This window comes from Micromonospora sp. NPDC047793 (assembly GCF_040642635.1).
Taxonomy (GTDB): domain Bacteria; phylum Actinomycetota; class Actinomycetes; order Mycobacteriales; family Micromonosporaceae; genus Micromonospora.
In genome coordinates, this window is record NZ_JBEYSG010000029.1 from 1 (window position 1) to 12,422 (window position 12,422).

The following is a 12,422-nucleotide window of genomic DNA, read 5'->3' on the forward strand; positions in this document are numbered from 1 at the left end:
CAATTTGGCACTGGCTTATCAAGCACCCTGTTGAGTTCTCAAAGAACAACCACACACCATCAGAACACCCACACCAGCAGGCACCCCTCCGGGGCATCACCCGCACCCACCTCGCGGCGGGCACTTTTACTACGTTACCCGCTGGTTTCAACCGTGTCAAACCCGCTTCCGCTGGTTTGTCGCGCTTCCACCCTTTTGTCGGGCACCACAGATCCGTTCGGCTATCGCCGCTCGTCTCGTGGCTTTGGCAGGCCGGCCGCTTGCGGTTTCCCGCTAGCTCGCCCGGTTCCCTGCCGGTCGTCAACCCTACCCGGTCGGTTCCGCCTCGCCAAATCCGCCTCGCGGCGAATCGGGGTGCACCACCCGGCCTCGGTCTCGATGAGTGTATCCACCGCACTCGAGGGGTTGACCAGCACCCCGGCCTTAGGTCTTTCGACCGTTTCGTCCGTTCCGCGCTGACAGAGAGAAAGTTACGCGCCCGACGGATTGATCGTCAAATCCGCCGGACGCGTCCCGCGTCACACCGCGCTCAGCTCGCCACTTCGACGCCGGCGAACGAGCGCTTGCCCCGTCGCAGCACCAGGTACCGCCCGTGCAACAGGTCCTGCGCCGTGGGTACGGCGTCGACCTCGGTCACCCGCTCGTTGTTGAGGTAGGCACCACCCTCGGTGATCACCCGACGGGCCTCCTTCATGCTCGGCACCAGGCCGGACTCCTTGAGCAGGGTGGCCACGTCCGGTAGGTGGTCGAGGCGTACCAGGCCGGCCTCGGCGAGCGCGGCGCGCAGCGTCACCGGCGTCAGGTCGGCCAGCGAGCCCCGCCCGAACAACGCCTGGCTGGCGGCGACCACCTGCGCCATCTCGCGTTCGCCGTGGACCAGGTTGGTCAACTCCTCGGCCAGGGCCCGTTGTGCCGCCCGACCCGCCGGGCGCTCCGCACTCTCCATCTCCAACGCCTCCAGCTCCTCCCGGGAGCGGAAGCTGAAGTAGCGCAGGTAACGGCCGATGTCCCGGTCGTCGACGTTGATCCAGAACTGGTAGAAGGCGTACGGGCTGGTCATCTCCGGGTCGAGCCAGACCGCGCCGCCCTCGGTCTTGCCGAACTTCGTGCCGTCCGACCTGGTGACCAGTGGAGTGGTGAAGGCCTGGACCGGGCCGAGCCCGCGACGGCGTACGTAGTCCACGCCCGCGGTGATGTTGCCCCACTGGTCCGAGCCGCCGAACTGGAGCTGGCAGCCGTGCCGGCGGTGCAGCTCGAAGAAGTCGTTGGCCTGCAGGAGTTGGTAGCTGAACTCGGTGAAGCTGATCCCGCTCTCCAGCCGGGCCCGCACCACCTCGCGAGCCAGCATCTTGTTGACCGGGAAGTGCTTGCCGACGTCGCGGAGGAACTCGACCACCGACATCTCGCCGGTCCAGTCCAGGTTGTTGACCAGTTCGGCGGCGTTGTCCCCGGAGTACGAGACGAACGGGGCGAGCTGGTCGCGGATGCGGCTCACCCATCCGGCCACCACCTCGGGGGCGTTGAGCGTCCGCTCCGCGCTCTCCTTCGGGTCACCGATCTGCCCGGTCGCGCCGCCGACCAGCAGGAGCGGTCGGTGCCCGGCGAGCTGGAGACGGCGGGCGGTGGTGACCTGCATGAGGTGGCCGGCGTGCAGGCTCGGCGCGGTCGGGTCGAAGCCGACATAGAACGCGGCCCCGCTGCCGTCGAGCAGCCCGCGCAGCTCGTCGGGGTCGGTGGAGTCCTGGATCAGGCCGCGCCACCGCAGGTCATCGGTCAGGGAGTCCCGCCGGGGCGGCGGGGGGCTGCTCTCGGTCACGGTCACCGATTCTCCCCCATCGGCCGGGTTCGGCCCTACCGGGTCAGCCCGTGCCGACGCTCCGGTTACGCTGACGACGCCAAGATCGAGGAGGCTGCCGTGGAGTTCCCGGACGTGTCGAGCGGCTTCGCCGGACTGCTCGGGCTGGAGTTCACCGAGATCAGCGGTGACCGGGTGACGATTCGCTGGCGGGTACGCCCGGAGTTGCACCAGCCGTACGGGCTCCAGCACGGCGGGGTCTACTGCGCGGTGGTGGAGACGGCGGCCAGTGTGGGCGGCGGTGTCTGGCTGGGTGACCGGGGGCAGGTCGTCGGCGTGTCCAACCAGACGGACTTCCTGCGGGCGGTGCGCGACGGCGAGTTGACCGCGGTGGGCACCCCGGTGCACCGGGGACGCAGCCAGCAGCTCTGGCAGGTGGAGATCACCGACGCGGATGGCCGGCTGGTGGCCCGCGGCCAGGTACGCCTGCAGAACCTCTACCCGAACGCCTGACCCCGACCGGACGTCCGACGCCGGGGCGCGGCTCGGTGGTGCGCGCACCTGACCACGGCTGAGCCCGGCAGCGGATGCCGGTTTTGTGGAAAATTGACGCGTTAACGGCGATATGGTCGCGTCGATGACCGCGCCCGCCCCGCCGCCGACGTGAGGAAGCTGCTCGCCGCCACGCTCGGCATCCTGTCCGCGGTCGGCGGTTTCGTGGACATCGGCGACCTGGTCGCCGCCGGGCAGGCCGGCGCGCGATTCGGCATGGCGCACACCTGGGTGCTGCTGCTCGGGGTGGTCGCCATCTGCGCGTACGCCGAGATGGCCGGACGGATCGCGGCGGTGACCGGCCGGGCGGTCTTCGACCTCGTCCGGGAACGGCTCGGCGCGCGGGTGGCCCTGGTCAACCTGGCGGCGTCGTACCTGGTCACGGTGATCACGCTGGCCGCCGAACTGGGCGGGGTGGCGCTGGCGCTGCGGCTGGCCACCGGGGTGCCGTACCTGGTGTGGGTGCCGATCGCCGGGGCGGCCGTCTGGCTGGTGCTGTGGCGGATGCGCTTCCCGCTGATGGAGCGGGTGTTCGGACTCGCCGGGTTGACCCTGGTGGTCTTCGCGGTGGCGCTGTTCTGGCTGCCCACCGATTGGGCGGAGCTCGGCCGCAGCGCGATCTCGCCGAGCGACTCCGGGCAGGGCTGGGGCGCGTACTGGTTCGTGGCGGTGGCGTTGTTCGCCTCCACGGTCAGCCCGTACGAGGTGTTCTTCTTCTCCTCCGGCGGGGTGGAGGAACGCTGGAGTGCGGCCGACCTGGCCGACGCCCGGTTCAGCGTGCTGGTCGGGTTCCCGATCGGCGGGTTCCTCGCGTTGTCGCTGATCGCCACCGCCGCCGTGGTGCTGCGGCCGGCCGGGTTGACGGTGAGCAGCCTGGACGAGGTCGCCCACCCGGTCGTGCTGGCCTTCGGCACGGTCGGACTGGCGGTGGCGGCGTTGGCGTTCTTCGCCGTCACCTTCGGCGCCGCGTTGGAGACCGGGCTCTCCGCCGCGTACGCCGCCGCGCAGTACTTCGGGTGGCAGTGGGGCAAGCGGGTCAGCCCGCGCGAGGCGGCGCGGTTCCACACCGTGCTGCTGGTCAGTGTGCTGCTCGGGGTCCTGCTGCTGCTCACCACCATCGACCCGGTGACGCTCACCGAGTACATGCTGATCATCAGCGCGGTGGCGTTGCCGCTGACGTACCTGCCGATCCTGGTGGTCGCCAACGACCGCACGTACCTCGGCGACCGGGTCAACGGGCGGGCACTCAACCTGCTCGGCGCGGTGATCCTGCTGGTCATCGTCGCGGCGGCGATCGCCGCCGTTCCGCTGGCCGTGGGCACGAGGATGGGACAGTGAGGATCGGGGTGAGCCGGCAACTGCTGGACCGCCAACTCGTCGACGTGGCGGGTCGGCTGGTCGGCAAGGTGGACGACGTGGAGTTCGCGTTCGACGCGAACGGCGTGCCGTACCTGTGCACGCTGCTCAGCGGGCCCGGCGCGCTCGGCGCACGGGTCGGCGGACGGCTCGGACGGATGCTGGTGCTCACCGCCGAACGCTTCGTCACGGACCGCCCGGTAGCGCCGCTGCGCATCCCGTACGACCTGGTCGACCGGGTCGACAGCGCGGTGCGGCTGCGGATACCGGCCGAGGAGCTGACGCCCTCACCGGTGGAGGAATGGCTGCGTCGCAGGTTGATCGGCCGCATCCCGGGGTCCGGCCGTGCGAGCGGGTGAGCTGCTCGGCCGGACCGTGTACGACGAGCACGGCCGGCGGCTGGGTCGGGTGGTCGACCTGGTGGTGCGGGGTGGTCCGGCCGGGCCGCTGCGGTTGACCGACCTGGTGGTGACCCGGCACTGGTACGGCCGGGTGAGCGGGCGTCTGATCGGGCCGGAGCGGCATCCGTCCGCCCCGTGGGCGCTCCGCGCGGTGGCCCGGCGACTCGGCCGCAGCACCGTGCAGGTGCCGCTGCACCGGGTCCGGCTGGATCCCCCGCTGCCGGAACCGCCCGGCGACGGGGTGCCGCCGGGCTGACCGAAGGCGGGTGCCATGAGAGCAGGCGAGCCTCAGGGCCTGGTGCCGTCCAGCACGGTCCGCTCTTCCGGCGTCGCGGCCCGCGCGGGCTCCACCACCGATGACGCCTGCGCGGGCTCCACCACCGATGAGGCCTGCGCGTCGGCCGGCGCGTGCTCCGCCGGGTCGGTCGAGGACTGCTCGGCGGAGGCGGCCGGGGTGTCCGGGTCGCCGGGGCGGCACAGCCGCATCCCGTGGATGGCCCGGGTGTCGACCTCGGTGACCTCCAGCAGCCAGCCGTCGACGGTCACGTGCTCGCCCTGCCCGGGGATGCGGCCCAGCGCCGCCAGGACCAGGCCGGCGATGGTGGTGTAGTCGCCCTCCGGGCGGCTGGGCAGCTCCACGGAGATGTCCGGCAGGTCGTGCACCGGGAAGGTGCCGGGCAGCAGCAACGCACCGTCCGGCTCGGTGCGCACCGAGCGCACGTCCCGGTCGGTCTCGTCGTAGATCTCGCCGACGATCTCCTCCAGGATGTCCTCCAGCGTGACGATGCCGTCCACGGCGCCCCGCTCGTCCACGACCAGCGCCATGTGCTGCCGTTCGGCCTTGAACTGGCGCAGCGCGTCGACCACCGGCACCGAGTCGGGCAGCAGCATGGGCGGGCGGACGTACTCGTCGACGGGCCGGTCGTCGCGGACGCCGACCAGGTCGCGCAGGTGGATGACGCCGACCGCCTCGTCCAGCCCGCCGTGCCGGACCACCGGCGCCCGGGAGTGCCCGGACGCGGCGAGCACCAGCCGGGCGTCCTCGGCGGTGGTGCCGCTGTCCAGACAGAAGACCCGCAGCCGGGGCACCAGCACGGCGCGCAGCCGGCGGTCGGCGATCTCCACCGCCCCGGCGATGATGGTCTGCTGTTCCTTGGTGAAGCCGTGGTGGCCGGAGACGATGTCCCGCAGCTCGTCGGGGCTGATCTCGTCCGGTTCCGGCTTCGGGTCGAGCCCGAACAGCTTCACCACCAGGTCGCTGGTGGCACCGAGCACCCACACCACCGGCCGGGTGAGGGCGGCGAGCAGATCGAGGGGGCGGGCGACCAGCAGCGCCCAGCGCTCCGGCACCTGCATCGCGATCCGCTTCGGGGCCAGTTCGCCGAAGACCAGGGTGACGAAGGTCAGCACCAGCGTGACCAGGACGATCGCGACCATCTCGGCGGCCCGGCCGAAGACGTCGTCCAGCAGTGGCACCAGCGGCCGGGCCAGCGACACGGCGGCGGCGGCCGAGGCGAGGAAGCCGGCCAGGGTGATGCCGATCTGGATGGTGGCCAGGAAGCGGTTCGGGTCCCGGGCGAGCCGGGCCAGCACCTGTCCGGCCCGGCCGGTGCGCTCCAGCCGCTGGACCTGGCTGTCCCGCAGCGACACCAGTGCCAGCTCACTACCGGCGAAGATCGCGTTGATCACGATCAGGACTCCGACCAGGGCCAGCTGGCTCCAGTAGCTCTGCACGCCCGGTTCTCTCCCTCACTGGACCACGCCGGGTGGCGTCGCCGGCGGAGGCCCCGCGGCGTAGCGGTGCCAATTCCCCGTCGTCCCGACGCCGAATCCTGGTATCGGAAGGAGGCTTCCGACCGGGCGCGGCACCGACGCGGAAGGTCAGCTCGACGGCACCGTCGGTGCCGGCAGGTCCAGCACGAACGAGTCGCCCTCCCGGCGGAAGCCGAGCCGGTGGTAGTACGCGCCGACCATGCCCGGTGGGCTGACCACACGGCGGAAACCACGCTCGGTGAAGAGGCTGCTGCGCCGGTAGACGAACTCCCCCGGGGTGAAGTCGCGAAACGGCGGGGTGACGTAGTCGAGGTCGATCTGGGCGACGCCGTCGCCGACGTCCCGGGCCAGCACCACGCCGACCACCTCGTCGGCGCGTACCACCAGGAAGGCCGTGCGGCCGGCCACCCGCCCCGGGTGGAAACCGGGGTTGAACCGGGCGATGTCGGCGGCGTGTACCCGCAGCGTGTGGGCCAGGAAGGCGTCGTCGGCACCGACCTCGACCACCTGGTAGGTCTGCTCGTCGTGCCGGGTGGTGAGCAGCCCGCGCAGGTACCACACGTTGATCACGGCCAGCACGACGTTCAGCCCCACCATGGGCCACACCTGCACGGCGGCGTTGTAGCCGATCAGCACGAAACAGCCGACCAGGTTGAGGGCGCGCAGCCGCAGGATGCGCGTCTGCAGCAGCGACCAGACCAGCAACGCGGAGCCGGCCCAGCCGACGAGATCCAGCCAGTTCACCCCGCGAGGGTAGTCGCCGCCCAGGTCAACGCCCCGGCGGGGCGGACGGTCAGGCGGGGCGGACGCTCAGGCGGGCAGTTCCAGGACGTACTCGTCGACCTCCTGGTCGCGGGCCGGGGCGTACCCCCGGTCGGTGCCGCGCACGACGAACCCGCAGCGACGCAGCACGGTCAGCGAGCCGGCGTTGTCGACCGCCGCGCGCGCGTGCAGCGGCCGTCGGGTCACCTCCTCCAGCAGCGCGCCGAGTGCCCGCGTGGCGTGGCCCCGGCCCCACCGGGCCGGATCGATCCAGTAGCTGACCTCGGTGCGGTCCCCGACGGGAAAGGCCAGCACGTAACCGACCACGGTGTCCCCGACGGTCGCGGTGCGGGACACGATGTCCGGGTCGGTCAGGATCCGGACCCAGCGCGCGGCGAACACCCGCGGGTCTGCGGGGTCCGCCGGACCGAAGGCGGCCATCCGGTTGGCCTCGAGGTCGAGCTGGTGGGCGTAGAACTCCGGCAGGTCGTCCTCGCCGACGGGCCGCAGCCGCAGGTCGTCGGTCATTCCTCAGACGATACGCAGTGACTCCTTCGGTCGGGCAGGGCCGTTGGTCCCGGGCCACGCGGGCGGATCGCCCCTGCCGCCCGGCGTCGGACCGGACCAGGCTGGCACCGGGAGAGCCGTCAGCGGGACGGCCCCGGCACAGGGCGGAGCGGACGTTGGCCGGACAGGTCCAGGTCACCGGCGGGACGACGACGGCGCGCACCGGCGTGGTCGTGGAGGGGGCGCGCGGCGCCCGCACCGAGAGGCGGTGGGCGGTACGGCACGTGGTCACCCCGGACGGCGACCGCTTCGACGTGACCGGCACCGGGTACGCCCCGTTCGGCGGCGTGCACCGCGACGGCACACCGGTGGCCGTGCCCGACGAGCTGCGCCGGCTGGCGCGGGCCGGGCTGCTCTGCGCCGACGCCTCGGTGGCCCCGCCGGACGCCGACCGACCGGACTGGTACGCCGTCGGCGATCCGGTGGAGGCGGCGCTGGTGACCTTCGCGGCCCGTTGCGGGCTGGACCCGGTCTCCACCCGGACGGCCTGGCCACGGATCGCCGCCCGCCCCTTCGACCGCCGGTTGCGCCGGACGACCATGGTGCACCGCTGCTGCGACCGCCGGTACCTGGTGGTCTGCACGGGTACGCCGGAGGGGGTGCTGCGCATGCCGCTGCTCGACGCCGTCGACGGGGACGTGACCACCCTGACCGCCGCCGCGCAGCGGATGGCCGACACCGGGCTGCGGGTGCTGGCGCTGGCGGCGGCCCTGGTGGGGACGGCACCGGTCGACACCGCCCACCCGGTCGGGTTGCGTCCGCTGGGGCTGGTCGCGGTCGGTGATCTCGCGGAGTCCGCCGGCCGACCCGGCCACCCGGACCGGAACCGTGGTCCACGGACCGTGGCCGCGCCGGGTGGGTCAGGCTGGTAGCGAGCGGGCATGGTGTGTCGGGGCCGGTCCCGGCCGGGGACGGCCCCGACAATTGGGCAGAGGCGAATCTGGAGGGCCGATGAATCGACCTGTCGTGGTGGGGGTGGACGGATCACCGCCGAGCCTGGTCGCCGCGGAACACGCGGCACAGGCCGCGGTCTGGCGGTCCCGCCCGCTGCACCTGGTGCACGGTTACCTGCACCCGCTCGGCTACGGGGTGCCGATCAACCCGTACGAGGTGGGGGTGCCGGCACCGACCGAGGACGGCCGGAAGATGCTCGAACAGACCTCCGCCGAGCTGGCCGACCGGTGGCCGGGGCTCACCGTCGAGGTACGCCAGGTGGCCGGAGGCCCAGGCGCGACGCTTGTCGAGGAGTCCCGGCGGGCGGAACTGGTCGTGGTGGGCAGCCGGGGTCTCGGCGGCTTCGCGGGGCTGCTGCTCGGTTCGGTCGGCACCCAGGTCGCCGCGCACGGCCACTGTCCGGTGCTGGTGGTCCGGCCGCCGGACCGTCCCCTGCCGACGGAGGGGCCGGTGCTGGTCGGGGTGGACGGCTCCGAGTCGGCCGAACTGGCCCTCGGGTACGGCGCCGAGGAGGCGGTCCGGCGCGGCGGCACGCTGGTGCTGGCGCACGTCGCCGACGAGCGACACACGGACGACGGCGGGGAGGCGGCGGCACTGCTGGCCACGGCGGCGGCCTCGGCCCGGGGCAGCCACCCGGGGCTGACCGTGGCGGAGCGGTTGATCACCGCGGCGAAGCCGGACCAGGCGCTGATCGAGGCGACGTCCGACGCGGCCCTGGTGGTGGCGGGCTCCCGTGGTCGGGGCGGCTTCGCCGGCCTGCTGCTCGGCTCGGTCAGCCAGGCGCTGGTGCAGCACGCCCGCTGCCCGGTGCTGGTCGCCCACCCGCACGGACCGGAGGTCTGAGTCACCGACGCCCTCGCCGTGGTCACGGCGAGGGCGTCCGCGTCGTACGGTCAGGAATTGCCGCCGCGCAGCAGCCGCTCGAAGTCGGTGCCGAGCGCGAACGGGTCGGCCGGCCCGCTCGACGGAGCGGCACGGTGCACCTGCTCGGCGAGTTCACCGGCGGCACGGGTGATCCGGGACCGCAGCGCGCCCTCGGCCGTACCGCCGGACCAGTCCTCGGAGGCGGCGAACACCGCCGTCGGCGTCACCACCGACCGCAGGTAGGCGAACATCGGGCGGAGCGCGTGCTCCAGCGCGAGGGAGTGCCGGGCGGTGCCACCGGTGGCCCCGATCAGCACCGGCCGTCCGCCCAGCGCGTCGGCGTCGAGCAGGTCGAAGAACGACTTGAACAGGCCGCTGTACGAGGCGTTGAAGATCGGCGTCACGGCGATCAGCCCGTCCGCGCCGGTGACCTGGTCGAGCACCTGCCGCAGGGCGTCCGGGGCGAACCCGGTGAGCAGGTGGTTGACGATGTCGTGGGCGTACTCGCGCAACTCGACGTGGTGCAGCTCGACCTGCTCGCCGCGCCCGACCAGCTCGTCACGGGTGGCCGTGGCGAGCTGGTCGGCGAGCAACCGGGTCGACGACGGCTGGCTGAGGCCGGCCGAGACGACGGCGATCGCGCGTACGGTCACCGCTCCCCCTCCGCCGACGCGGCGCCGGCCAGCGCGTCGCCGCCCGAGGCGGCCCGCTCGGCGGCGGCGCGCAGCGAGGCGTGCGTCGGTGCCGCAGGTACGTGGGCGGGCCGCAGCGACTCGAACTCCTTGCGCAGCACCGGCACGACCTCCTCGCCGAGCAGGTCGAGCTGCTCCAGCACCGTCTTCAGTGGCAGGCCGGCGTGGTCGACCAGGAAGAGCTGACGCTGGTAGTCGCCCACGTACTCCCGGAACCCGAGGGTCCGGTCGATCACCTGCTGCGGGCTGCCCACGGTCAGCGGCGTCTGCGAGGTGAACTCCTCCAGCGAGGGGCCGTGCCCGTAGACCGGCGCGTTGTCGAAGTACGGCCGGAACTCGCGGACCGCGTCCTGGGAGTTGCGGCGCAGGAACACCTGCCCGCCGAGGCCGACGATGGCCTGGTCGGCGGAGCCGTGGCCGTAGTGCGCGAAACGCTGCCGGTAGAGGCCCACCATCCGGCGGGTGTGCTCGGCCGGCCAGAAGATGTGGTTGGCGAAGTACCCGTCGCCGTAGTACGCGGCCTGCTCGGCGATCTCGGGGCTGCGGATCGAGCCGTGCCAGACGAAGGGCGGCACGCCGTCGAGCGGTCGCGGCGTCGAGGTGAACGACTGCAACGGGGTACGGAACTTGCCCGACCAGTCGACCACGTCCTCCCGCCAGAGCCGGCGCAGCAGGTCGTAGTTCTCGATGGCGAGCGGGATGCCGTTGCGGATGTCCTGCCCGAACCATGGGTAGACCGGGCCGGTGTTGCCGCGCCCCATCATCAGGTCGACCCGGCCGTCGGCCAGGTGCTGGAGCATCGCGTAGTCCTCGGCGATCTTCACCGGGTCGTTGGTGGTGATCAGCGTGGTCGCGGTGGACAGCAGCAGCCGCTCCGTGCGGGCGGCGATGTAGCCGAGCATGGTGGTGGGCGACGAGGGCACGAACGGCGGGTTGTGGTGCTCGCCGGTGGCGAAGACGTCGAGACCGACCTCCTCGGCCTTGAGCGCGATGGCCACCATCGCCTTGATCCGCTCCGCCTCGGTCGGCTCACGACCGGTGGTCGGGTCGACCGTGACGTCGCCGACGGTGAAGACTCCGAACTGCATGACAGCTCCTCGTGTCGTCCGACCCGGGCGGTTCGTACCCGGCGTCGCGGACAACATATTTGACTCGTCAACTATTCCGTAACCCCGGCCCCCACCAGTGTCCCCCGTCACGCCGCACTCATCCGCCCGGCCGAGGACGCCGCCGGGAAGCCGAGGACGCCGCCGAAACACTACGGAACCGTCGGGCTCGCCGCGTGGCGCTGGTAGTGCCGGGACACCCGGGCACGGTTGCCGCAGGACGGCTTGCACCACGCCTGGCGCGGGTGATCCTTCACGAAGTAGCGCACGCAGCGCGGCGCCGGGCAGGCGAGCAGGTGGGTGCGAGCCGGGCCGGTGAGGAACTCGATCGCCGCCCGGGCCAGCACCGCGACGAGCCACCGCCGGGCGCCGGTCGCGGCACCCCGCCAGGCGACCGCCGGTGTCGACCCGTCCGGCCAGCTCAGCACCGGCCGCACGGGCAGCCGGCCGGCATCCTCGTTGAGTCGCTCGACGGCGTCCGGCACGGGCATCAACGTCGAGGAGTCGGCCCGGCTGGGCGGCCCCGGACGGACCGCGTGCGCGAAGAGTGCCCGGACGGCACGCCGTACGGCCACCACGTCGCGCCGCAGGTGCTCGTCCGGCGTACCGGCGAAGGGCTCGGCGGCGTACTCCCGCAGCGGTTCGGCCTGCTCCCGGAGCCAGGCCGCCAGCCCGGCCACGTCCGCGAGGTCGTCGGCCACGCCCCCGTTGCCGTCGTGCCGGATGGTGCTCGCCAGGGCGAGCACGAGCTGCTGTGACATCGGGCCTCCTCAGGTCCTGCTTGACGCGCCCCGTGCGATCGAGTGTAGTTTCCCTAATGCTTGCGGACGCTACAACCATTAGGGGATTGCTGTGCTCGTCATCGCCCACCTCAGCGACACGCACCTCGACAGTCATCCCCGCTCGGCCGAGCGGACCGCCCGGGTGATGGACCACCTGCACGCCCTGCCCCGACCGGTCGACGCGATCCTGATCAGCGGGGACATCGCCGACCACGGCGAGGAGGCCGAGTACCGGCTCGCCGCGGAACTCTTCGCGTCGCCACTGCCGGTGATGGTCTGCCCCGGCAACCACGACGTGCGCGACGCGTACCGCAAGGGTCTGCTCGGCGACGCGGACGGCGGCGACGGCCCGATCAACACCCGGCACGACGTCGCCGGCGCGGTCTTCCTGCTCGCGGACTCGTCGATCCCGGGCGAGAACGACGGTCACCTCGACGAGGAGACCATGGAGTGGCTCGCCGGACAACTCGGCTCGGTGCCGGCCGGGACTCCGGTCTTCGTCTCCTTCCACCACCCGCCGGTCGCCCTGCACCACCCCGTCGTCGACTCGATGCGGCTCTCCCCCACCGCGCCGCTGGCCGACCTGCTGGCCGCCCACCCACAGGTCGTCGCCGTGCTCACCGGCCACTTCCACACCGCCGCCGCGAGCACCTTCGCCGGCCGACCCCTGCGGATCGCGCCCGGCGTCGTCTCCACGCTCCGACTGCCCTGGGAGGGTGACGGACCGCTGGTCGACCTGCGCCAGCCACCCGGGGTGGCGTTCCACGTGTACGACGACGCGGGACTGTTCACCACCCACTACCGCGTGGTGGTCTGAG

At 72.5% G+C, this 12,422-nt stretch carries 14 protein-coding genes; 7 read left to right on the forward strand and 7 right to left on the reverse strand.

Translation table 11 applies throughout. The features are described from left to right. Positions 1-529: 529 nt before the first annotated feature. Positions 530-1,816 (reverse strand): tyrosine--tRNA ligase, encoded by a 1,287-nt coding sequence (gene tyrS, locus ABZ738_RS31515; RefSeq protein ID WP_131054954.1) that lies wholly within the window; start codon positions 1,814-1,816, stop codon positions 530-532. A 99-nt stretch (positions 1,817-1,915) separates the two neighbouring features. On the opposite strand from tyrS, the gene ABZ738_RS31520 reads away from it, so the two are divergent. The 4 genes from ABZ738_RS31520 (at position 1,916) to ABZ738_RS31535 (ending at position 4,360) form a co-directional block, all read left to right on the forward strand. Beyond that, entirely contained in the window at positions 1,916-2,308 is a 393-nt protein-coding gene (locus tag ABZ738_RS31520; RefSeq protein WP_131054953.1) for a PaaI family thioesterase, read from the forward strand. Positions 2,309-2,458: 150 nt separating this feature from the next. Beyond that, complete coding sequence (locus tag ABZ738_RS31525) at positions 2,459-3,685, forward strand: divalent metal cation transporter (protein ID WP_131054952.1); 1,227 nt, start codon at positions 2,459-2,461, stop codon at positions 3,683-3,685. Next, positions 3,682-4,062 carry a hypothetical protein gene (locus ABZ738_RS31530; protein WP_131054951.1) on the forward strand — a complete coding sequence of 127 codons (381 nt, stop codon included), beginning with the start codon at positions 3,682-3,684 and terminating at the stop codon, positions 4,060-4,062. The genes ABZ738_RS31525 and ABZ738_RS31530 overlap by 4 nt, the downstream gene beginning before the upstream one ends. Then, complete coding sequence (locus tag ABZ738_RS31535; RefSeq protein WP_131054950.1) at positions 4,049-4,360, forward strand: PRC-barrel domain-containing protein; 312 nt, start codon at positions 4,049-4,051, stop codon at positions 4,358-4,360. The genes ABZ738_RS31530 and ABZ738_RS31535 overlap by 14 nt, the downstream gene beginning before the upstream one ends. Positions 4,361-4,392: 32 nt before the next feature. Here ABZ738_RS31535 and ABZ738_RS31540 read toward each other — a convergent pair whose 3' ends face one another. The 3 genes from ABZ738_RS31540 to ABZ738_RS31550 all read right to left on the reverse strand — a co-directional run bounded on the left by ABZ738_RS31540 (position 4,393) and on the right by ABZ738_RS31550 (position 7,167). Continuing rightward, positions 4,393-5,838, reverse strand: a complete 1,446-nt coding sequence (locus ABZ738_RS31540; RefSeq protein ID WP_131054949.1) for a hemolysin family protein — start codon at positions 5,836-5,838, stop codon at positions 4,393-4,395. A 147-nt stretch (positions 5,839-5,985) separates the two neighbouring features. Continuing rightward, positions 5,986-6,621: a hypothetical protein gene (locus ABZ738_RS31545; protein WP_131054948.1), complete on the reverse strand. Its 636-nt coding sequence runs from the start codon at positions 6,619-6,621 to the stop codon at positions 5,986-5,988. A 66-nt stretch (positions 6,622-6,687) separates the two neighbouring features. Further along, the gene (locus ABZ738_RS31550; RefSeq protein WP_131054947.1) at positions 6,688-7,167 is read right to left on the reverse strand and encodes a GNAT family N-acetyltransferase; all 480 of its coding nucleotides are present in this window, start codon (positions 7,165-7,167) and stop codon (positions 6,688-6,690) included. A gap of 155 nt (positions 7,168-7,322) precedes the next feature. On the opposite strand from ABZ738_RS31550, the gene ABZ738_RS31555 reads away from it, so the two are divergent. Together ABZ738_RS31555 and ABZ738_RS31560 are read left to right on the forward strand one after the other, a co-directional pair. Next, positions 7,323-8,078: a hypothetical protein gene (locus ABZ738_RS31555; RefSeq protein WP_254876778.1), complete on the forward strand. Its 756-nt coding sequence runs from the start codon at positions 7,323-7,325 to the stop codon at positions 8,076-8,078. A 79-nt stretch (positions 8,079-8,157) separates the two neighbouring features. Next, positions 8,158-9,003 carry a universal stress protein gene (locus ABZ738_RS31560; RefSeq protein ID WP_131057738.1) on the forward strand — a complete coding sequence of 282 codons (846 nt, stop codon included), beginning with the start codon at positions 8,158-8,160 and terminating at the stop codon, positions 9,001-9,003. A 50-nt stretch (positions 9,004-9,053) separates the two neighbouring features. Here the strand turns inward: ABZ738_RS31560 and ABZ738_RS31565 are convergent, their stop codons facing one another. From ABZ738_RS31565 to ABZ738_RS31575, 3 genes are all read right to left on the reverse strand, one after another. After that, positions 9,054-9,677 carry an FMN reductase gene (locus tag ABZ738_RS31565; RefSeq protein ID WP_131057739.1) on the reverse strand — a complete coding sequence of 208 codons (624 nt, stop codon included), beginning with the start codon at positions 9,675-9,677 and terminating at the stop codon, positions 9,054-9,056. Beyond that, positions 9,674-10,804: an LLM class flavin-dependent oxidoreductase gene (locus tag ABZ738_RS31570; protein ID WP_176093324.1), complete on the reverse strand. Its 1,131-nt coding sequence runs from the start codon at positions 10,802-10,804 to the stop codon at positions 9,674-9,676. Before ABZ738_RS31570 ends, ABZ738_RS31565 begins: the two co-directional genes overlap by 4 nt. 170 nt (positions 10,805-10,974) lie before the next feature. Then, positions 10,975-11,583 carry a CGNR zinc finger domain-containing protein gene (locus ABZ738_RS31575; RefSeq protein ID WP_357219448.1) on the reverse strand — a complete coding sequence of 203 codons (609 nt, stop codon included), beginning with the start codon at positions 11,581-11,583 and terminating at the stop codon, positions 10,975-10,977. Between the two features lie 91 nt (positions 11,584-11,674). Between ABZ738_RS31575 and ABZ738_RS31580 the strand changes: the two genes are divergently transcribed. Beyond that, on the forward strand, positions 11,675-12,421 hold the full coding sequence (locus ABZ738_RS31580; protein ID WP_357219451.1) for a metallophosphoesterase: 747 nt from the start codon (positions 11,675-11,677) through the stop codon (positions 12,419-12,421). The last annotated feature ends 1 nt before the right edge of the window (position 12,422 follow it).